This window comes from Allobosea sp. 05T422_2 (assembly GCF_056396265.1).
On sequence record NZ_JBFTLD010000048.1, the window covers coordinates 12336 to 32756 of the forward strand.

Genomic DNA, 20421 nt, shown 5'->3' on the forward strand with positions numbered 1-20421 from the left:
CTCCTTTGTTCCGAACAAAAAGAGAACAAATTTGAACGCCTGTCAAGCATGGCCCGCCTTGCGGGCGGAATGCGCCACCGGGGCTCGTCTAAGCGAGGGGGTCCTGCCCGATCCTGGCGAGTTCGCCGCGCCCCGTGGCGAGCAGCTTGTCGCTGGCAGTCTCGATGCGATCCTGCAACTGCGCCTGGAAAGCTTCCTTCGACATGCCGGGCAGGATCGGCGGCAGGATCTCGACGCGAATCGTTCCAGGGCGGCGCAGGAATTTGCGGCGCGGCCAGTAGAGCCCCGAGTTGAGCGCGACCGGCACGCAGGGCACGCCGAGCTCGGCATAGAGATGTGCGACGCCGAACTTGTAGGCCGGCGGCGCCCCGGCCKGACGGCGCGTTCCTTCCGGGAAGATCAGGAGCTGGCGGCCGTTCTGGCCAAGCTCGACCTTGGCGCGGCGGGTCACATGCGAGAGAGCCCGTGCCCGCGCGCCACGATTGACCGGAATCATGCGCATCTTCCACAGGCACCAGCCGAAGAACGGGATCCAGGTCAGTTCACGCTTCAGGATGAAGACCGGGTCCTGGAAGATAGTGACGAGCGCAAAGGTCTCCCAGAACGACTGGTGTTTCGCGGCCACCATCATGCCGCCCTGCGGAATATTCTCGAGACCGCTAATCTCATAGCGGGTTCCAGCCGTCACCCGCATGAGCCACAACGCACTGCGCGCCCAGGTCAGGGCGACCCACAGCATATAGCGCCGCGGCAGGACAAGCGCGGGCAACGCCGCGAAAATCAGCCACAGGATCAGGTTCAGATAGAACAGGACGTTGAAAAGGAGCGAGCGCAGCACGAGCATGGCGCGCAAAGAGCGCGCCGGCTCGCCGACGTCAAGCGCCGCGCTCCTCCGCCCCCAGGCGCGTGCGCTTTTCGTTCTCGGGGCCGAGCACGCTGGCAGGCTTGGAGGAGACCGGCTTTCGCCCGCCGATGATCACCGACAGGCGCGATGTTTCCRGATCGTCCTCCAGCATGCTGCGTAGCCGCGCCACCAAGTATTTCACATATTCCGGGACGAGCACCCTGGCGACGCGCCATTCGTTCCACCAGCTCGATGCATCGATATGCTCGGTCACCACCGGGTGCGGCACGACGCGAACGCCTGGCATGGCGTGGCTGAACTCGGCCAGCGCCCGCGGCATATGATAATTGGAGGTCACCAGCAGCAGTGACTTGAAGTCGTGCCTGCGGACCCAGCGGCGTGCCTCGATGGCATTGCCGATGGTGTTGCGGGCGCGATAGTCGAGATCGACGCAACAGCCGAGCAGCTCGCGCGCGGAGGGATTGAGCTTTGCAAGCTCCTCACGGCCGGTGCGCTCGTTGACACCGCTGATCAGCAAGCGCGACCCACGTTCGGCCCCGAGCAGGCCGATGGCATCGCCGACGCGCTGGGCCCCGCCGGTCACGACGACGATCGCATCCGTACGCGGCGCGACCGTCGGCTCGCGCTGTTCGATCCTGGCAATGAAACCGGCATAACCACCGGCGAGCGCGAGCGCGAGCAGGGCAGCAACGGCAAGGGTCAGGCGCCATGCCCAGACTCCTGCAGAGCTCCTCCTGCTCGTCGCGGTCGGCGACATCGCGTTGTCCCCCCCCCTCACCGGCAGCTGTCCGTGTCTGATTCCCATCATCACCATGTCTTGCCAGGCTAAACCGGCAATCGGGCATAAGGGCGACGTGAAAAGTCGTCCTCCGCCCCAGAGATTAAGACTTCACTACCCCAGCACCCGCAAATAATGGCGCACGGTAAACCGCGAAACGAGACCGGATATCGCCGCCACCACCATCGCCACCAGAAGCACAGCGGCATAACCCGACCAGCCGATCTCGAAAGCACCAAACATGGCCTGAATCTGCTCTGACCCCGGCGACGAACTCCAGCTGGAAGCGAGCCAGCCCAGAATGGCGATGGCCACGATTGCAGCAAGCCCTCCAGCCGCGCCCCCCTTGAGCCCGAGCCTGACGAACCGCGCCTGGAATTCCCGCGCGATGAAGTCATCATCAGCTCCGACAAGATGCAAGACCTCGACGCTGTCGCGGCTGCCGGCCATTGCTCCGCGCGTCGCAAAGGCCACGGCCAGCGCCGCGGCGGTCAGGACCAGCAGAACGACGACGACACCGGCAAGGATGATGGTGTTGGCCATGGTCGAGAGGCGGCGCAGCCAGAGGCGGTGATCGTCCAGGCTCGCGGTCGGGACGTCGCGCCGCAGCGTTTCCTTGAAAGCCGCGATTTCCGCCGAATTGCCGCTGCGCAGCTTCAACACGATCAGCCGCGGCACGGGCAGTTCGACGAGATCGAGCCCCGCGCCCAGCCAGGGCTCGAGCAGCTTGTCCGACTCCGCCTTCGGTACGGCGCGCACCTCGTCGACGCCGGCAACGGCACGTGCCATCTCGACCGCGCGCGCAACGTCGCTCTCGATATTGCGGCGTGTGTCCGGCCGAATCTGGATCGTCATCTCATTGGCGACGGCACCGCGCCACTGCTCGGAGGCGTGTGCGGCGAGCAGCGCCGCGCCGGCACTGAGGGCCGCGAGAAAGGTCAGGATCGCGATCACCGCGACCAGCGCCCGGCCGGCAGCCGAATCGACCGGAACCAGCGGCTGGTCCCGTCGGAGATTGAGTGGGAGCGCGCGTTCACGCGGTTCCCCATCCTGCTCGAAGTCAGCTGTCGACATGAAGATGGCCGTCGGCAATGACAAGGCGCGGAGCATCATAGAGCTCCATCAGCGCGAGATCGTGGGTTGCGATCACGACGGCGGTCCCGAGCGACTGCAATTCCATGAACAGGCGCAGCAATCGCCGGCCGAGCGCCGGGTCGACATTCCCGGTGGGCTCGTCCGCCAGCAACAACTCCGGCCGCCCGATCAAGGCGCGCGCGATCGCGGCGCGCTGCTTCTCGCCGCCCGAGAGAATGGTCGGTACGGCATGCATGCGCTCGCCGAGACCGACCCAGCGCAGCAGTTCGACGACCTCCGCGCGGTAGCTCGTCTCTTCCTTGCCGAGCACGCGCAGCGGCAACGCGACATTCTCGTAGACCGTGAGGTGATCGAGCAGGCGAAAATCCTGGAACACCACCCCCATGCGGCGACGGAAGGCCGTGAGCGTCGTCGCATCCAGCCGCGACACATCCTGGCCGAACAGGTTCACCAGCCCGCGCGTCGGCTTCAGAGCCATTAGCACGAGCCGGATCAGGGTCGTCTTGCCGGCGCCGGACGGGCCGGTCAGATACTGGAACGAGCGCGGCGCGATGCTGAAGTTGATGTCCTTCAGCACCTCGGGGCCCATGCCGTAACGCAGACCGACATTCTCGAACCGAACCAAGCCCTCGTCCCTTCGGAGCAAGCCCGGCAGTCGCGGGCATCCCTTGCGAATCTCGACCGCGATCCTACACCGCAAGCCGGTGCCGGCGGAAAGCCGGCCGATCTTCAAACCATGCAGTACAGGTTCTTCACGGGGCGTTAACCATAAATCCCTCCAATGGGTCGAGACCTCCACGAGCCGCACGCGAGAGCTTGAATCGCGCTGCGCCAGGGAAGAAATCTGCAGCGGCACCTGAGCCGCGCGTACCGGTGCCATTGCGAAAGAGTCATTCGCCAAACCATGCTGATCGTCTGCCCGTCCTGCTCCAGCCAATATGAACTCGATGCGGCCAAACTTGGCCCGTCCGGGCGCAAGGTGCGTTGCGCCAAATGCGAGACGCGCTGGCATGTCGAGGCGGAGCCCCAGCCGGTCACATTTCCCGATGCGCCGAGCAGCGAGGAAACGACCGCGCTGCTCGACGAAGAGCTGCGCCGCGCTGCCGAGATCGAGGAACAGGTGTCCGCACTCACAGCCGAGCGCGCGGCCCTGGCCGAAGGCGATGAACCAAGCCGCCCTGGAGCCAGGCCGCGCGGTCGCCGTTCTGCGCGCACAGGTCGAAAGGCCGCCCCCGTGCCGCTGGGCACCCGGATGCGAGCCATGGCTGCGCCGGCGCTCGCGATCGGCGGTCTCGCCGTGCTCGGGCTGCTTGTCTGGAAACGGGACGTGGCGGTCCGTGGCGCTCCCCAGCTCGCTGTYGTCTTCGAGAAGATCGGCCTGCCGGTGAACGTGCGCGGCCTCAGCCTGACGGGCATCGAGAGCGGGGTCGTGCAGGACGCGCAAGGCCGCTTCCTGGTGGTCGAGGGCGATGTCACCAACATCACCAAGACCGTCGCCAAAGTGCCGCAAATCGAGGTCGCCGTGCGCGATTCGGCTGGCCAGACCCTCTATACCTGGGCAACGGAGCCGCCGCGCCCGACCCTGGAACCCTCCGAGCTCATCCGTTTCCGAGCCCGGCTCGCGGCCCCGCCGGAGGCCGGGCAATCCGTGCTGGTGCGCTTTACCGCCGCCAAGTCGGCCGGGATCGCCAGCGCACGCTGATCAGACAACGGTMGAGGTTGCCCGCGCCTTCACCTCGCCGCACTATCCCGCTGCAAGCGATCGTATAAACCTGCGATTGGAACCAGACTGCGCAGCGTGCTGCGCCAAACGGGCGGCCGGCATCCGGCGAGACCCGAAAGGACACTGACGACGATGACTCAGCCCCTACGCATCCKGGTGCTCTACGAAGAGGCCGCGATCGCCAAGCGKAACGAGGAAATGGCACGCGAGATCGCTGCCGCCTACCCGCCCGACCTGCTGGTCGTCGCAGTGCTCAAAGGCAGTTTCATGTTCGTCGCCGACCTCATCCGGGCCATGCATCGCGCCGGCATGACGCCGCAKGTCGAATTCGTCCATCTCTCGAGCTATCGCGCTGCGACCATTTCCTCCGGGCAGGTCGAAATCCTGCGCGACGTGCAGAGCGACGTTCGTGGCCGTCAGGTGCTGCTGGTCGACGACATCCTCGAATCCGGCCGAACCCTCGCCTTCGCCAAGGACCTGCTGGCCGCCCGTGGCGCATCGCGCGTTTCCACAGCGGTGCTCCTGGAAAAGCCGGCCAAGCGCGCCGTCAACATCCAGGCCGATTATGTCGGCTTCGACTGTCCMGATTACTTCGTTGTCGGCTACGGCATGGATGTCGCACATTCCTATCGACAGCTGCCCTATGTCGGCGTCATCGAGACTGCCGATCAGGCCGGCCTTCCAGGTATCTGAACGATGTCACGTATTCTGGTCGTCGACGATGAGGAAAGCCTGCGCGCCCTGGTGGCGCGCGGTCTCACGCTTGACGGACATGTCTGCATGATGGCGGGCGACGGCGCCGAAGCGCTGGAGATTCTCATGGCCGAGAAGGGGCGTTTCGACCTCCTGCTCACCGATATCCGCATGCCGCTGATGGACGGGATCGCGCTCGCGCTCGCCGCCAAACAGGAGTTTCCGGACCTGCCCATCATGCTGATGACGGGCTATGCCGAGCAGCGTGAGCGCGCCAAGAGCCTGGAGGCAATCGTCTCGGAAGTGATGACGAAGCCCTTCACCATCGCCGAATTGCGCACCACGGTCATGCGCGTGATCGAACGCTCGATCGGCTGAACATCGCGCTTATACCGGTATCACGCGCTCCAGGCGATTCATCGGGCCGGAGAATGCCGACCTTTGGCGACAGCCGCAGACTTTCGTCGCGGCATTTATTGCAACCGAGTTGCAGCTGCATTGACGGGTTTTGCTCGACCTGTCATCCTGCTCTTGCAAATGAATTGCAGGTCGGGGTCGAGCATGACGATCGATGTCGTGAGCACGTCGAAGGATGTCGCGGACGCGGCACACCCCGCCGGGTGGCAACGGCCGCGGGGTGATCCGTCGCTGCTGGACGTCTTTCGATCGATCCCGGTTTCGGCCAAGGCCACTCCCTGGCGCAAGTTCCTCACATTTCTCGGGCCGGGCTATCTGGTGGCCGTCGGCTACATGGACCCTGGCAACTGGGCGACCTCGCTCGCGGGCGGCGCGCAGTTCGGCTACGCGCTGCTGGTCGTCGCACTCGTCTCCAATATCATGGCGATCATCCTGCAGTCGCTTTGCGCGCGGCTGGCGGTCGCGACAGGCAGGGACCTTGCGCAGGCCTGCCGTGATGCCTATCCGCGCTGGGTTTCGTGGCCGCTCTGGATCTTTGYGGAACTGGCGATCTGCGCGACCGACCTCGCCGAGGTCATCGGCACGGCAATCGGCCTCAATCTGCTCTTCGGAATTCCGCTCGAAATCGGCGTATTGATCACCGCGCTCGATGTCTTCGTCATCCTCTGGCTGCAGACCAAGGGTTTTCGCTGGATCGAAGCCTTCATCATCACGCTGCTGGGCGTCATCGCCGTCTGTTTCGCCGTCCAGATCGCACTCGCCGATCCGGACTGGGGCCAGGTCATTCGCGGCTTTGCCCCGACGACCGACATCGTCACCAATCCCAACATGCTCTACCTCGCGCTCGGCATCATTGGCGCGACGGTGATGCCGCATAACCTCTATCTGCATTCCGGCATCGTGCAGACCCGCGCCTATGGCGGCAGCCTGCCGGAGAAGCGCGAGGCGCTGAAATACGCGACACTGGATTCGACCGTCGCCTTGATGTTCGCACTGACTATCAACGCAGCGATCCTGATCCTCGCCGCCGCGACCTTCTACAAGACCGGTCAGAACACCGTCTCCGAACTCGGGCGCGCGCATGAACTGCTCGCCCCGCTGCTCGGCGCCTCGATCGCGCCATCGCTTTTCGCCATCGCGCTGCTCTGCTGCGGCCTGAACTCGACGGTGACCGCGACCATGGCGGGACAGATCGTCATGGAAGGCTTCATCGACATCAAGCTGCCGGCATGGMTGCGCCGCCTGGTCACGCGCCTGGTCGCCATCATCCCTGCCATCGTCGTGACGATCGTCTATGGCGAAGCGCAGACCGGCAAGCTGCTCATCCTCTCGCAGGTGATCCTGAGCTTCCAGCTGCCCTTCGCCATCGTGCCGCTCGTCATGTTCACGGCGTCGCGCAAGAAGATGGGCGAACTGGTCTCGCCGCGCTGGCTGACGGCGAGCGCCTTCGTCATCGCAGCGATCATCATCGCCCTGAACGTCAAGCTGATCTTCGACGTCGCCTTCGGCTGAACCGAGCGGACATCTACCGGTTCAGCCACCAGATCGAGATTGTCAGCACGGTCGCGAAGGACACCCAGGCGGCATAGGGCCAGAACAGGTTCGCCGCGAGACGATCGAGCGGAGCGAAGCGCTTGATCGTGATCAGGATCATCGCCAGCAGCGGCAGGATCACCAGGATCCCGGCGAGCGGACTCTGCATTCCGAAGAATCCGAATGACCACAGCACGTTCAGCAGAAGCTGGACATGATAGGCGATCAGCGCCCCGGACTTGCCGGGCGTCTCTGCCGGCAGTCGGAGGATGCGGTAGACGCTCAACGCCATGATCGCAAACAGCGCCGTCCAGACCGGCGCGAACAGCCAGTTCGGCGGGTTGAATGGCGGCTTGGCAAGCGTCGCATACCAGCCTGGGATTTGCGGAACGGTGGCCGCGCTGCCCAGCAGCGAGGCGGCGACCACCGGGACGATCGCAATCAGCAGATCGACCCAGATCGGCCTCGGCGAAGATCCGGCCTTGCTCGACAAAGTGCTCATGCCCCCAGCATGGGGTGCGTCTGCGGCATCGGCAAGCCGAGACCCTTGCGCCAACCCCCATGCCTGCGCCAGATGGACATTCCCGTTCCTCATGGAACCTTTCCGGAATYGCTCCATGACCAAGCGCCCGCTTCATCCCCGTTCGCTGGCCGCCCAGGCCATGGGCAAGATCGATCAGCTCACCAAGGGCGTCGTGACGCCGATCCATATCGCCACGACCTATATCCGCGACGAGGACAACGGCTACTCCTCCGGCTTCGTCTATGGACGCCCGGACAACGAGACGGTGCGCGAGGCGGAAACCGTGCTCGCGATGCTGGAAGAGGCGAAGGCGGGGGCATTGCTCTTCAGCTCGGGCATGGCGGCCGCCACGGCTGTCTTCCAGGCGCTCTCGCCGGGGGATCATGTCGTCGCCTCGAAGGTGATGTACTGGGCGCTTCGCTCCTGGCTGCTGACCGAGGCCACGCGCTGGGGCCTGAAGATCGAATTCGTCGAGACAGATGATCTCAACGCGCTGAAGGCCGCCGTAAAGCCAGGCGTCACCAAGCTGGTCTGGGCCGAGACGCCCTCGAACCCGCTCTGGACCATCACCGACATCGCCGGCGCCGCCGAGATCGCCCATGCGGCCGGTGCGAAGCTTGCGGTCGATTCGACCTGCGCGTCCCCGGTCCATACCCGGCCGCTTACGCTCGGTGCCGACATCGTCATGCACGCTGCCACCAAGGTGCTGAACGGCCATTCCGACGTCGTCGCCGGCGCCCTCTGCGCCCGCGAGGATGACGCCTTCTGGAACCGCGTGAAAACAGTCCGCAAGATKCAGGGCGGCGTTCTCGGCCCCTTCGAGGCCTATCTGCTGATGCGCGGCATGCGCACCCTTCACGTCCGCCAGGAACGCCAGACGGCCTCCGCCATGACGCTCGCCCAGAAGCTCTCCGCCCACCCGCTGGTGGCCCGCGTGCTCTATCCCGGCCTGCCACAGCATCCGGGCCATGACATCGCGGCGCGCCAGATGCAGAACGGCTTCGGCTATATGCTGTCGATCCAGGTCACCGGCGGCGAGAGGGCGGCGATCAAGGCGGCGGCGCATGTCGAGCTCTACAAGCGCGCCACCTCGCTGGGCGGCGTCGAGAGCCTGATCGAGCATCGCGCCTCGATCGAGGGCGCAGGCTCGCCCTGCCCGGTCGATCTACTGCGCCTCTCGACCGGCATCGAAGATGTCGAGGACCTCTACAACGACCTCGACCAGGCGCTGAAGGCCGGGCACGCCTAGCGCAGGGTCGCCCGTGCCATAGCCAGCAGGCGCACGTGCCCCCCTTTTCCACCGCCTTTGACCGGCAGCGGAAAGGGTCCCGAATTGCCGGTCGTTCCAGCAGCTTCAGGGCTGGAACAGGCCGCAGCCGTGGGAACGCATGCCGTCGCCCTGAATGGTGTCGTGGCTGCGCGCGCTTGCAGCGCACGAAGGGCATGGCCCGCCTCTTCCTCGGGCGTCCTGAAGCCATGGGAGCCAATCTCTGGGCCGTGTTCGGGTGCGGCCGCGAAACCTGAGCGCGCTGGTAGCCCGACCCGGTGCTTCCGAGCCCGCTGGGGGACAAGGCCCACGATCAATCCGGTGGATCGTCACAGGTCTGCAACAGACCATCGTTAGCTCTGCGCGGCATCAGCGAGGAGATGACGCTCATGACCGGCCAAGCCTTCGAAACGAATCGCCGCACGCTTCTGCTCGGCCTTGGCGCCGCAGCGCTGATACCGCAGCCGATGCCTGCCGCCGCGCGCAGCCTGCCGGCATTTCCGACCGTCAATCCCGGAACGGACACGAGCTACTGGAACATCGTGCGCGGCCTCTACAGCGTCACGCCCGACATGGTGAATCTCGAGAACGGCTATTGGGGCATCATGGCCGAGCCGGTGAAGGCCGAGTACAAGCGCCTGACCGACTTCGTGAACTTCGAGAACACGGTCTATGCCCGCAGCAGGATCGGCGCCGATCTCGACAATGTCCGCACCCCACTCGCCGCATTCCTCGGCGTTGCGCGCGAGGAGATCGCGCTGACGCGGGGCGCAACCGAGGCGCTGCAGGCGCTGATCTCCGGCTACAACAAGCTCAAGCCCGGCGACACCGTGCTCTATGCCGATCTCGACTACGATTCGATGCAGTATGCGATGAACTGGCTGAAGGCTCGGCGCGGTGTCGATGTCGTCAGGTTCGACATCCCGGAGCCCGCCACGCGCCAGGCCGTGCTCGACGCCTATGACGCAGCGCTCAAGGCCAATCCCAGGACGAAGCTTCTCCTGCTGACCCATATCAGCCATCGCACCGGGCTGATGATGCCGGTCAAGGAACTGGCCGCGATGGCCAAGGCGCGCGGTGCCGATGTCATCCTCGACGCGGCCCATAGCTGGGGCCAGGTTGCCTTTCAGGCCCGGGATCTCGGCGTCGATTTCATCGGCTTCAACCTGCACAAATGGATCGGCGCGCCGCTCGGTGTCGGCCTGCTCTACATTGCTAAGGACCGGCTCGGCGATATCGACCCCTATATGGCCGACGAGGATTTCAAGGCCGACGATGTCCGCTCGCGGATCCATACCGGCACGCCGAACTTCGCAGCGCAGCTCGCGGTCCCTGCCGCACTCGCCCTGCATCAGGAGATCGGCCCGGAGGCCAAGGAGGCGCGCTACCGCCACCTGCGCAATCACTGGGTCGCCAAGGCACGCGAACTCAAGGGCGTCGAGATCCAGACCCCGGAYGATCCCGGCATGGTGGCCGGCATCACCTCGTTCGCCCTGGCCGGCAAGCGCAGCCCTGCGGAGACCAATGCGATCGTTGCGGAGCTGCGCGACAAGCACAAGGTGATGACCGTTCGCCGCGGCGGCGTCGCCAAGGGCAACACGATCCGGATCTCGCCGGCCCCCTACATCATGGAGGCGGATCTCGATCGCTTCGTCGAGGCCCTGGCGATCGTCTCCGGCAATCGCGCGGGATAAGCCAGCTCGTCGGCCCGCGCGAGCGCAGAGCTCGGCCGCGCCACATCCTCAAGAGGCAACAACGGGGATGAGGCGCGTCGCCGATCCCCGTCCTGTCTTCTCCCTCTCCTCGGAGAGGGAGAATCTCAGGCCTTCGCGACCTTCTGATAGTCCTTGACGTCGGAGAAGGTGATCTCCGGGACGCGCTCCGCATCGTATTTCAGCGTGAACTGGGACGAGGCCATGAAGACCGGGTCGCCGTCGAGATCGTCCGCCATCGAAGACGGCTTCAGCGCGACGAATTTTGCGAGCGCCGCCTGATCGGCCGAGGAGACCCAGCGCGCGATCGCGAACTGGCACGGCTCGAAATCGACGGGCAGCGAATACTCGACATCCATGCGCTCCTTCAGCACGTCGAGCTGCAATGCGCCGACCACGCCGACGATCGCCGGCGCGCCGTCATGCGGCAGGAAGAGCTGGACGACCCCCTCCTCCGCCATTTGCTGCAGGGCCTCGCGCAGCTTCTTCGCCTTCATCGCGTCCTTGAGCTTGACGCGGCGCAGGATTTCCGGCGCGAAGCTCGGCACGCCCTTGAAGACGATGTCCTCGCCCTCGGTGAGCGTATCGCCGATGCGCAAGGTACCGTGGTTCGGCAAGCCGACGATGTCGCCGGCAAAGGCCTCTTCGGCAATCGAGCGGTCTCGCGCAAAGAAGAACTGCGGCGCGTTCAGCGGCATCGGCTTGCCGGTGCGAACCAGCTTCGCCTTCATGCCGCGCGAAAGCTTGCCCGAGCAGACGCGCATGAAGGCGATGCGGTCGCGATGGTTCGGATCCATGTTCGCCTGGATCTTGAAGACGAAGCCGGTCATCTTCGGCTCTTCCGCCTCGACCGCGCGTTTGTMCGCGACCTGGGCGCGTGGGCTCGGAGCGTGCCGGCCGAGCGCGTCGATCAGGTCGCGCACACCATAGTCACGCAGCGCCGCGCCGAAATAGACCGGCGTCAGATGGCCCTCGCGAAAGGACTCCAGGTCGAACGGCTTCAGGCCCTCGCGCGCCAGGAAAACCTCCTCCCGCCAGGTCTCGGCAAGGCCGTTCGGCAGGAGCTCGTCGAAGAGCGGATCGTCCTCGCCCGCAACGGGGGTTCCCGCGTCGCTCTCGTCGCCCTTCTGGTTGCGACGGAAGGTATTCGAGGCGAAATCGAGTGTCCCGACGAAGTCGCGCCCGCGCCCGACCGGCCAGGTCATCGGCGCGACGTCGAGCGCCAGCGTCGTCTCGATCTCGTTGATCAGGTCGAAAGGATCGCGCGTCTCGCGATCGACCTTGTTGATGAAGGTCACGATCGGGATGTCGCGCAACCGGCAGACCTCGAACAGCTTCTTGGTCCGCGCCTCGATACCCTTGGCGGCGTCGATCACCATCACCGCGGAGTCGACCGCCGTCAGCGTGCGATAGGTGTCTTCCGAGAAGTCMTCGTGGCCCGGCGTGTCGAGCAGATTGAAGACGTGCCCGCCATACTCGAAGGTCATCACCGAGGTGACGACCGAGATGCCGCGCTGACGCTCGATCTTCATCCAGTCGGATGATGTCTGGCGGCGGCCCGCCTTGGCGCGCACTTCGCCCGCGAGCTGAATCGCGCCGCCGAAATAGAGCAGCTTCTCGGTCAGCGTCGTCTTGCCGGCGTCCGGGTGCGAGATGATGGCGAAGGTACGCCGGCGCGCATGCGGCGCGACGGCGGTCGCCGGGGCATCAAGGATGGAAATATCGGTCATGCCGGTGTGAAGACAGGAAGGGCGCCCGCTGTCAATGATCCGCAACGCGACTTCGACGTCAGCCGCGCCACCTGATGGGCCCGCAGATCACCATGGATTAACCATTCGCAGCCATCATCCGGCGCCGCGATCACATCTGCGCCAGCTGCGGCCGGCGCTTCAACCCACGAGCGGATGGCGTCCCTGCGCAAGATTTCCAGCCAGATCTTCGGAGCCGTCCTGCTTCTCGCCGTCACTGCCGCCCTGGCAACCATCCTCGGGGTCCAGGCGCTTGGCCGCTACGCGGCGATGACGGACGAGATGCAGCTCGCATCGCGCCGCGTGTTGATGGCCGAACGGATCAACGGGTTGGTCAACGCCGTCGTGATGGAAACGCGCGGGCTCTATATGAGCCGCGATTCCGCCGATGCCGAGCGCTTCGCCCAGCCACTCCTGGATGATCTTGCCCAGATCCATGAGGTCATGGACGATTGGCGCCCTCTCGTTCAGGCAGAGGACGGCGCAGCCTTTGCCGCTGTCTCCGACCAGATCGAGCAATTCATCCGCTTCCGGCGGGAGACGGTTCGGCTCGCACGCATCGAGGGCCCCTCCGCAGCAAACAGGCACGGCAACAACGAGGTCAACCGGGCGAACCGCAAGGCACTGAACGAAGCGTTGAAACACATCGCGGTTCTCAACGACGTCAACAGCCGCATCATCGATTCCCGCCTCGACGCGCTGCAGGACAGCAGCGCGAGGCGGCAGACGCTGATCGGCGCTCTGATGATCGCGGCCGGTCTCGCTCTCGCGCTCTGGATCGTGCATCGGCGCGTTTCACAGCCGCTCAGGCGGTTGGCGGCAACGATGCGCCGCTTGGCACAGTCGGAACCGGTCGCCGAAATTCCTCTGTCGGCACGCCCGGACGAGATCGGCGATATGGCCCGCTCGGTCGTCGTCTTTCGCGACAACGCCATGGCGCGCGCCGAGCTCGAAGGCACCGCCCGGGTGACCGAGACCGCCCGTGCCGAGCGTCAGATCAGGATTGACACGCTCATCCGCAGCTTCGATGCCAGGATCGACGCCGTGCTGAAGACGGTGAGATCCGGTTCGAGCCAGATGGAGAGCACGGCCCGGACGTTGAGCGATGCAGCGACAGCGGCAACCTCGCAGGCCGAAGACGCTCGCGCTGCCTGCCTTGATGCCGCCGACAGCGTTCGGAATGTTGCCGCGGCTTCGGAACAGCTCTCCGGCTCGATCGCCGAGATCACGGGGCGGGTCGCCAAGGCCAATGGCGTCGTCGGCAATGCCGCGCGCGATGCCACCAGCGCGAGCGCGAATGTCGCCAACCTGACCTATGCCGCCGAAGAGATCGGCAAGATCGTCTCGATGATCCGCGACATCGCTGCCCAGACCAATCTCCTCGCCCTCAACGCCTCGATCGAGGCTGCACGTGCCGGCGAGGCCGGGCGCGGCTTCAGCATCGTCGCTGGCGAGGTGAAGACCCTGGCGAGCCGAACGTCCCAAGCGACGGATGAGATCGCCGCCCAGATCGCGGCCTTCGAAACCGAGACACGCGGCRTAGTCGCCGCAATCGAAGCGATCGCGGCGGTGATGGCCGACGTGGCCCAGCACACCGTGGCGATTGCAGGGGCGACTGAGCAGCAGATGCAGGCAACGGCGCAGATCGCCCGCAATGCGCAGGCAACGTCGGATGGCACCGTCCGCGTCTCGCGCAAGATGGAGGGGGTCACCGCCGCATCCGAGGAGACCATGCTTTCGGCAAGTCAGGTTCTGAAGACAGCCGAAAGCCTGAGTCGTGAGGCGGAGACTCTGCGGGGTGCCGTCGAGACCTTCTTCTCTGACGTCAAGGCGGCCTGAGGCCGGCTCAGGTCTTCAGGCGATATCCGGTCCGGAAGATCCAGCCGACAGTCGCAATGCAGGCGGCGAGGAAGACCAGCGTCATTCCCAGGCTGACGACGATGCCGACCTCGGAAACGCCGAAGAAGCTCCAGCGGAAACCGCTGATCAGGTAGACGACCGGGTTGAACAGCGCCACCGTCCGCCAGAATCCCGGCAGCATGTCGATCGARTAGAASSACCCGCCGAGGAAGGTCAGTGGCGTCACCACGAGCAGCGGGATCACCTGCAGTTTCTCGAAACCGTCGGCCCAGATGCCGATGATGAAACCGAACAGGCTGAAGGTCATCGCGGTCAGGAACAGGAAAAGCAGCATCCAGACCGGATGCTCGACCCTGAGCGGCACGAAGGCCGTCGCCGTCAGCAGGATGATCAGGCCGAGAAAGATCGATTTCGTGGCCGCCGCGCCGACATAGGCGATGACCGCCTCCCACCATGCCACGGGCGCCGAGAGCAGTTCGTAGATCGTGCCGGTGAATTTCGGAAAATAGATCGCGAAGGAGGCGTTGGCGATGCTCTGCGTCAGCAGCGAGAGCATGATCAGGCCAGGCACGATGAAGGAGCCATAAGCGACGCCGTCGATCGCCTGCATGCGCGAACCGATCGCGGCACCGAAGACGATGAAATAGAGCGAGGTCGAGATCACCGGCGAGACGATGCTCTGCAGTGGCGTACGCCAGGTGCGCGCCATCTCGAAGCGATAGATCGCGCGCATCGCGTGGAGATTGATAGCCATGATCAGTGCCGCTCCCTCACCAGGCTCACGAAGATGTCTTCCAGCGAGCTCTGGCTGGTGCGCAGATCCCTGAAGCGGATGCCTGCGGTCGCGAGATCCTGCAGGAGCGCGGTGATGCCGGTCCGCTCCGCCTTGGTGTCATAGGTATAGACCAGTTCCTCCCCCTCGGCCGCGAGCGCCAGATCATAGGCTGCAAGCCCCACCGGCAACGCGGCAAGCGGCTCCTGCAGGGAGAGCGAAAGCTGCTTCTTGCCGAGCTTGCGCATCAGCTCGGCCTTGTCCTCGACCAGGATGATCTCGCCCTTGCTGATCACGCCGATCCGGTCGGCCATCTCCTCGGCCTCCTCGATGTAATGCGTGGTCAGGATGATGGTGACGCCGTCGTCCCTGAGGCGCCGGACGAGCTTCCACATGTCCTGGCGGAGCTCGACATCGACGCCGGCCGTCGGCTCGTCGAGGAACAGGATCTGGGGTTCATGCGCCAGCGCCTTGGCGATCAGCACACGCCGCTTCATACCGCCCGAGAGCGTCATGATCCGGTTGTCGCGCTTGTCCCAGAGCGAGAGATCCTTGAGCACGCGCTCGACATGGGCCGGGTTCCGCGGCAGGCCGAACAGCCCCCGGCTGAAGCTGACCGTCGCCGAGACGGTCTCAAAGGCGTCCGTGGTCAGCTCCTGCGGCACCAGCCCGATGCGCGCGCGCGCGGCCCGATAGTCCTTGATGATGTCATGACCATCGGCGAGCACGCTGCCGGAGGTCGGGTTCACCAGTCCGCAGATGATGCTGATCAACGTCGTCTTGCCGGCACCGTTGGGTCCGAGCAGGGCGAAGATCTCGCCGCGGCGGATTTCCAGATCGACCGATTTCAGTGCGCTGAAGCCGGACGCGTAGGTCTTGGACAGGTTGGAAACGCGGATGATGGACATGGCCACGATATAGGGGAAGCGACGGAGGGATGCGACCGCGCCGCCATGCGCCGCGAGCACGTCAGCAGATCATATGACGACTGACTGATTTCGTCAGCAGTAAAATGCCAATGGCCGGGACAAGCCCGGCCATCCCCAATCCTCGCTGGCCCTTCGTCTCAGCGCATGAAGAACCAGAGCAGGATGATGACGGGAATCGGCACGCCAAGCAGCCAAAGTGCAATCGAACGCATTGGGACAGCCCCTTATGAATGATCGTGCTGGAGCAACGTCCTGAGGCTGCCCAAGGTTCCGGCCGCTCCCTCCTCGCTTCCTCGGGCGCAGCCTCACGAAAACAGCGTCGCGCTTCCATGCCAGAGCGGACGATAGCCATGCGCGAGGGCCGCGATGGTCGCAGGCGGCGTCAGTACCAGGACGGTCCCGGGCGCCCGCCGCCGTCGCTCGATATATCCGTTGGGAGACCAGAGCAGCGCGGCCTCACCGCGCAAGGCCAGCCACTCGCCGGCCCCAGCCTCGATCATGGTTCCGTCCGGCAATCGATCGGCCTGAAGCCGGTGCTTCTGCTTGGCTCGTCCGATCCGGCGCTCGCCATCCAGAATCCGGTCGATCTCGGGAAAGAGCGGCTCGGACATGAGGCCGAGGCCTCGGACCAGCGCCGCACGGTAGCCGAGCGCATCCGCCCGCCGGCACTCCATGCAGGGCCGGTGCCCGGCCGCAAGCGCCGTCACCTCGTCGCAAAAGAACAGCTCGGTGTAACCCTTGCCCCAGACCTGTCGCCGTCGCCCCTTGAAGGAGAGCACGCAACAGATCCACTGCCGCGTGGCGTGCGACCGGATCGGCGCGGCCTGCGTGTGCGGATCGTGAAACCGGCCGCCGCGATTGCCGAACACCAGGCCACGCGCAGGGTCGCGGGCGAGCGAGCCGTCGGGCCTTACACGGTTGGGCAGGGGCATGGCTGGCTCCTGGGTTCTCTCTTCAGAACTTGGCACATCATGCTGCCGGATCCTGTCGGCAGCATTCTTCCCTCCCTGCTTGCGGCACCATGCCCATCTGGCCGGGCACGCGACTTTGCGGCAGTCTTGCCTCTATCGGGAGCGGTCGAACGGGCGTCGGGGCGACATGATCGAGCACCAGAAGGGCGGCCTCGTACCGCACCCCGACCGCGAGGTCATTCTCGCCGAGGTCCACGCCCGCCCCTTCGCGCCGATCGAGACCCCGCGCCGCCTGCTGCATTTCGCCTTCCTGACCGATGCGGCTCAAGCGGCGGCAGACCGCGACGCCTTGGCTCGATTTTGTTCCGAGCGCGGTGTGACGCCCCTGGCCGAAGGCGCCAAGCATCACCGCGCCCGCCTCGCGGAGATTGGCCTGCGCTGGGAACAGCATAGCGAGTTCACGACCTATAGCTGGGAATTGCCATCGCCCGAACGCTCCGCCTTCGTTCCGACGGCAATCGATCTGCAGCATCCCATGCACGAGTTGCCGCAGCCCGGCCCGCACCTCGTCTCGATCGACCTCCATCTCCTGCCCGCGATCGGGGCTGGGGAGCTGGATGCGATCTTCGATCCTGCGAGCCTCGCCGCATCGCTCGTCGATAATGCAAGCGCCGTTGCGGCAACCGATTTCCGGGTCAGTGCCGGCGGGTTCGTCCGCATCCTCCTGCTTGACCGCGAACTGACATCGTCCCGTTCGGGGGCCCTGCCCCAGAGGCTTCTGGAGATCGAAACCTATCGGACATTGGCTCTGCTCGGCCTGCCGGAGGCGCAGCGCATCGGCCCATCGGTGCGTGCCACGGAGGAAACGCTGGTGCGCATTGCCTCGACGATGACGGCGACGGAGGGCCTTGTCTCCGACAATGCGCTGCTCGACGAGATGACCGCGCTCGCCGCGCGTCTCGAATCCGAGGCGGCGTCCACGAACTATCGCTTCGGTGCGAGTCGCGCCTATGACAACATCGTCCAGCAGCGCCTGATCGCGATCGGCGAAACGCCGCATGCCGGCTGGCCGACGCTCGCAGCCTTCCTGTCCCGGCGGATGGCGCCGGCGATGCGCACCTGCCAGATGCTGCAGGAGCGCCAGACCGACCTGTCGCGCAAACTCGCGCGCGCCGCCAATCTGCTACGCACCCGCGTCGATGTCGCACTCGAGCAGCAGAACCGCGACCTGCTGGCGGCCATGAACGAGCGCACCCGCCTCCAGCTGCGGCTGCAGCAGACGGTCGAGGGCCTCTCGGTCGCGGCGATCGGCTATTACGTCGTCAGCCTCTTCGGTTACCTCGCCAAGGGCGCGAAGGATGCCGGCTTCCTGCCCATCGACGTCGGCATGGCGACAGCGCTCTTCGTACCCATCGCCCTCATCGGGGTCTGGGCGGCGGTCCGACGCATCCGGCGCGGGCATAGCGAAGAGAGCTGAGCACGGGCCGTGCCGGTCCTGACATCTACTGACATCAAGTACCGTCACAACTCCCGCCATCGCCGCGACGACGCACCCTATCGGGAGCGCCGTCCTCATGATGGAGAGAGCCATGCTGACCTTCTACCACGCCCCGCAATCGCGTTCCTTCGGCGTGCTCTGGCTTCTGGAAGAACTCGGGCAGCCCTACCGGATGGAGATGATCGATATTCGCGCCAAGAGCGGTGCCCCCGAGGACTACCGCGCCATCCAGCCGCACAAGAAGGTACCCGCCGTCATCCATGACGGTATCATCGTCACCGAGCGTGCCGCGATCTGCATCTACCTCGCCGACGCCTTCCCCCAGGCGGGTCTCGCGCCTGCGCTGAGTGATCCCGCGCGAGCCCCCTATCTGACGGCCCTCGTCTATACCGACGCAGTACTCGACCCGATCATCGCGACCAGGGCGACCAATATCGATTACGTCCCGCAGCATTTCTCCTTCGGGTCGCACGAGGACACCGTTGCCTATCTGGAGAAGCGCCTCGGCAATCAAGATTTCGCGGCCGGCGACCGCTTCACCGCCGCCGACACCCAGCTCGGCAGCGGCATCCATTTCGGCATGAACATTATCGGCGCGCTGCCGCGCCTGCCTGTCTTCGAGGCCTATCTCGCTCGCGTATTCTCGCGGCCGGCGTTGCAGCGCACCCTCGACAAGGATGGTGTCCTTGAAGAAGGGCAGGTCGCCTGAGCGCAGGTCTCGAGGATCGGTCGATCTTGCATGCCCCGGCGACCGCCATGCCCGCCAGAACCGGCGGGGAACAGGGCATGCGAGATCCGCGAGACTTGTCCCCAAGGCCTCAGCATCTTCTTAAGGTTACGGTTAGGTAAGGTCGCTGACGTAAGGCATTTGAAGTATTTTCAGCCGCATTCAGGGCCCGTCAAGAACGCGGACAAATGCTGCCCCGATGAATTCCTACATACCCCTGATTCTGTTTACCGTGCTGACCAACGCAGCCGCGCAACTGATGCTGAAACGGGGCATGACCGGCATCGGTAACCTCGATATCGCGAATGACGGACTGATCTGGACCGTATTTCGGGTCGTCTTCAACCCCTTCGTCTTCGCCGGCCTCTGCACCTTCGTGGTCAGCATGGCCTCGCATCTGATCGTATTGTCCAAGGTACAGATCAGTTACGCCTACCCGTTCCTGAGCCTCGCTTACGTCGTGGTCGCGGTCTACGCCTACTTCGTCTTCCAGGAAGACCTGAGCCCTGCCCGCATCGCCGGCATTGGCTTCATCGTCGTTGGCACCATCTTCATCGCACAGAGCTGAGTCATGATGGACCTGATCGCACGCTTCATTCTCCGCCTCGGCATCCTGTTCGAACCGCCCGAGAACAGACCCGCCTTGCGCCCGGTGCCCGTGCCCGTGCCGGTCCGTGACCGGCGCCCTCGCCTTCCCGACACGTCGCGCTGACGCATCTCATCATCGAACCAGCGGCAAACTCAGCATGAAACACATCATTATCGGCGGAGACGGCTTCGTCGGCTCGCATCTCGCGGCGGACCTCGCCGCCATGGGCGAGGAGGTGCTGGTCGCGGATATCCAGAAGAGCGCTCACGCCCATTACGCGGCGGTCCCCTTCCAGACGATCGACGTAACCAGAGCCGAGAGCGTGGAGAGCATCCCGCTCGGCCAGGATGATCTCGTCTACAATCTCTCGGCCAAGATGCTCTCGCCGATCGTGACCCGTCGGGAACGCCACGATTTCTTCTGGCCGGTGAACTATCACGGCACCGCCAACATCCTGAACTGGATGGAGAAGCGCGGCGCCAACAAGCTCGTCCACTTCACCACGGACATGATCTACGGCCACTCCATCACCGTGCCGCAGGACGAGACCCATCCGGCAAGACCCCTCGGCGAATATGGCGAGAGCAAGCTCGCCACCGAGACCCTGGCGCAGACCTATCGCGACAAGGGTTTTCGGATCCCGATCTTCCGGCCGCGCCTGATCATCGGCCCGGGCCGCCTCGGCATCCTCGTCAAGCTCTTCCGCCTGATCGACATGAACCTCCCGGTGCCGATGATCGGCGGCGGCGGCAATCCCTACCAGTTCATCTCGGTGTTCGAC

21 protein-coding genes are annotated in these 20421 nt (G+C 64.9%); 12 read left to right on the plus strand and 9 right to left on the minus strand.

The annotated features are described in order from the left end of the window. Positions 1–88: 88 nt before the first annotated feature. The 4 genes from AC1DJT_RS11560 to ftsE form a co-directional block, all read right to left on the minus strand. Positions 89–844: a lysophospholipid acyltransferase family protein gene (locus AC1DJT_RS11560; protein WP_476834102.1), complete on the minus strand. Its 756-nt coding sequence runs from the start codon at positions 842–844 to the stop codon at positions 89–91. Between the two features lie 31 nt (positions 845–875). Next, complete coding sequence (locus tag AC1DJT_RS11565) at positions 876–1622, minus strand: YdcF family protein (RefSeq protein WP_476834094.1); 747 nt, start codon at positions 1620–1622, stop codon at positions 876–878. Positions 1623–1757: 135 nt separating this feature from the next. Further along, entirely contained in the window at positions 1758–2717 is a 960-nt protein-coding gene (locus AC1DJT_RS11570; RefSeq protein ID WP_441492204.1) for a cell division protein FtsX, read from the minus strand. Further along, positions 2704–3363, minus strand: a complete 660-nt coding sequence (gene ftsE / locus AC1DJT_RS11575) for a cell division ATP-binding protein FtsE (RefSeq protein ID WP_274533614.1) — start codon at positions 3361–3363, stop codon at positions 2704–2706. The genes AC1DJT_RS11570 and ftsE overlap by 14 nt, the downstream gene beginning before the upstream one ends. Before the next feature lie 279 nt (positions 3364–3642). On the opposite strand from ftsE, the gene AC1DJT_RS11580 reads away from it, so the two are divergent. The 4 genes from AC1DJT_RS11580 (at position 3643) to AC1DJT_RS11595 (ending at position 7083) form a co-directional block, all read left to right on the plus strand. Continuing rightward, positions 3643–4440, plus strand: a complete 798-nt coding sequence (locus AC1DJT_RS11580; protein ID WP_441492205.1) for a zinc-ribbon domain-containing protein — start codon at positions 3643–3645, stop codon at positions 4438–4440. A gap of 153 nt (positions 4441–4593) precedes the next feature. Beyond that, positions 4594–5154, plus strand: a complete 561-nt coding sequence (hpt, locus tag AC1DJT_RS11585; RefSeq protein ID WP_476834095.1) for a hypoxanthine phosphoribosyltransferase — start codon at positions 4594–4596, stop codon at positions 5152–5154. 3 nt (positions 5155–5157) lie between these two features. After that, a complete protein-coding gene (locus tag AC1DJT_RS11590; RefSeq protein ID WP_441505644.1) occupies positions 5158–5532 on the plus strand; it encodes a response regulator in 375 nt (124 codons plus the stop codon). A 183-nt stretch (positions 5533–5715) separates the two neighbouring features. Beyond that, a complete protein-coding gene (locus tag AC1DJT_RS11595; protein ID WP_476834096.1) occupies positions 5716–7083 on the plus strand; it encodes an Nramp family divalent metal transporter in 1368 nt (455 codons plus the stop codon). 13 nt (positions 7084–7096) lie between these two features. Here the strand turns inward: AC1DJT_RS11595 and AC1DJT_RS11600 are convergent, their stop codons facing one another. Next, positions 7097–7606: a TspO/MBR family protein gene (locus tag AC1DJT_RS11600; protein ID WP_441492208.1), complete on the minus strand. Its 510-nt coding sequence runs from the start codon at positions 7604–7606 to the stop codon at positions 7097–7099. Between the two features lie 115 nt (positions 7607–7721). Here AC1DJT_RS11600 and AC1DJT_RS11605 point away from each other — a divergent pair, with 115 nt between their 5' ends. Both AC1DJT_RS11605 and AC1DJT_RS11610 read left to right on the plus strand, forming a co-directional pair. Continuing rightward, entirely contained in the window at positions 7722–8876 is a 1155-nt protein-coding gene (locus AC1DJT_RS11605; protein WP_476834097.1) for a trans-sulfuration enzyme family protein, read from the plus strand. Between the two features lie 407 nt (positions 8877–9283). Next, a complete protein-coding gene (locus tag AC1DJT_RS11610; RefSeq protein ID WP_441493230.1) occupies positions 9284–10588 on the plus strand; it encodes an aminotransferase class V-fold PLP-dependent enzyme in 1305 nt (434 codons plus the stop codon). A 125-nt stretch (positions 10589–10713) separates the two neighbouring features. Here the strand turns inward: AC1DJT_RS11610 and AC1DJT_RS11615 are convergent, their stop codons facing one another. Next, positions 10714–12336, minus strand: coding sequence for a peptide chain release factor 3 (locus AC1DJT_RS11615; RefSeq protein WP_476834098.1), 1623 nt, complete (start codon positions 12334–12336; stop codon positions 10714–10716). A gap of 174 nt (positions 12337–12510) precedes the next feature. Here AC1DJT_RS11615 and AC1DJT_RS11620 point away from each other — a divergent pair, with 174 nt between their 5' ends. Further along, positions 12511–14193, plus strand: coding sequence for a methyl-accepting chemotaxis protein (locus AC1DJT_RS11620; RefSeq protein WP_476834099.1), 1683 nt, complete (start codon positions 12511–12513; stop codon positions 14191–14193). Between the two features lie 7 nt (positions 14194–14200). Here AC1DJT_RS11620 and AC1DJT_RS11625 read toward each other — a convergent pair whose 3' ends face one another. The 3 genes from AC1DJT_RS11625 to AC1DJT_RS11635 form a co-directional block, all read right to left on the minus strand. Next, entirely contained in the window at positions 14201–14962 is a 762-nt protein-coding gene (locus AC1DJT_RS11625; RefSeq protein ID WP_476834103.1) for an ABC transporter permease, read from the minus strand. 8 nt (positions 14963–14970) lie between these two features. After that, positions 14971–15894, minus strand: coding sequence for an ABC transporter ATP-binding protein (locus AC1DJT_RS11630; protein ID WP_441505811.1), 924 nt, complete (start codon positions 15892–15894; stop codon positions 14971–14973). A gap of 326 nt (positions 15895–16220) precedes the next feature. Beyond that, complete coding sequence (locus AC1DJT_RS11635) at positions 16221–16847, minus strand: hypothetical protein (RefSeq protein ID WP_441505648.1); 627 nt, start codon at positions 16845–16847, stop codon at positions 16221–16223. Between the two features lie 166 nt (positions 16848–17013). Between AC1DJT_RS11635 and AC1DJT_RS11640 the strand changes: the two genes are divergently transcribed. The 5 genes from AC1DJT_RS11640 to AC1DJT_RS11660 form a co-directional block, all read left to right on the plus strand. After that, on the plus strand, positions 17014–18303 hold the full coding sequence (locus AC1DJT_RS11640) for a DUF3422 family protein (RefSeq protein WP_476768443.1): 1290 nt from the start codon (positions 17014–17016) through the stop codon (positions 18301–18303). 112 nt (positions 18304–18415) lie between these two features. Next, positions 18416–19033 (plus strand): glutathione S-transferase family protein, encoded by a 618-nt coding sequence (locus AC1DJT_RS11645; RefSeq protein WP_441493225.1) that lies wholly within the window; start codon positions 18416–18418, stop codon positions 19031–19033. A gap of 217 nt (positions 19034–19250) precedes the next feature. Beyond that, a complete protein-coding gene (locus AC1DJT_RS11650) occupies positions 19251–19619 on the plus strand; it encodes a DMT family transporter (RefSeq protein WP_441505650.1) in 369 nt (122 codons plus the stop codon). Positions 19620–19622: 3 nt separating this feature from the next. Then, a complete protein-coding gene (locus AC1DJT_RS11655; protein WP_441505651.1) occupies positions 19623–19763 on the plus strand; it encodes a hypothetical protein in 141 nt (46 codons plus the stop codon). Positions 19764–19797: 34 nt separating this feature from the next. Continuing rightward, positions 19798–20421, plus strand: a 624-nt coding sequence (locus AC1DJT_RS11660) for an NAD-dependent epimerase/dehydratase family protein (RefSeq protein ID WP_476834100.1), incomplete at its 3' end; no start/stop codon positions are given.

What these genes read in the sequence shown, in the direction of transcription:
- AC1DJT_RS11570 (WP_441492204.1), bottom strand. Translation starts at nt 2,717, where the DNA reads ATGTCGACAGCTGACTTCGAGCAGGATGGGGAACCGCGTGAACGCGCG.
- AC1DJT_RS11590 (WP_441505644.1), top strand. Translation starts at nt 5,158, where the DNA reads ATGTCACGTATTCTGGTCGTCGACGATGAGGAAAGCCTGCGCGCCCTG.
- AC1DJT_RS11600 (WP_441492208.1), bottom strand. Translation starts at nt 7,606, where the DNA reads ATGAGCACTTTGTCGAGCAAGGCCGGATCTTCGCCGAGGCCGATCTGG.
- AC1DJT_RS11630 (WP_441505811.1), bottom strand. Translation starts at nt 15,894, where the DNA reads ATGTCCATCATCCGCGTTTCCAACCTGTCCAAGACCTACGCGTCCGGC.
- AC1DJT_RS11635 (WP_441505648.1), bottom strand. Translation starts at nt 16,847, where the DNA reads ATGCCCCTGCCCAACCGTGTAAGGCCCGACGGCTCGCTCGCCCGCGAC.
- AC1DJT_RS11640 (WP_476768443.1), top strand. Translation starts at nt 17,014, where the DNA reads ATGATCGAGCACCAGAAGGGCGGCCTCGTACCGCACCCCGACCGCGAG.
- AC1DJT_RS11645 (WP_441493225.1), top strand. Translation starts at nt 18,416, where the DNA reads ATGCTGACCTTCTACCACGCCCCGCAATCGCGTTCCTTCGGCGTGCTC.
- AC1DJT_RS11650 (WP_441505650.1), top strand. Translation starts at nt 19,251, where the DNA reads ATGAATTCCTACATACCCCTGATTCTGTTTACCGTGCTGACCAACGCA.
- AC1DJT_RS11655 (WP_441505651.1), top strand. Translation starts at nt 19,623, where the DNA reads ATGATGGACCTGATCGCACGCTTCATTCTCCGCCTCGGCATCCTGTTC.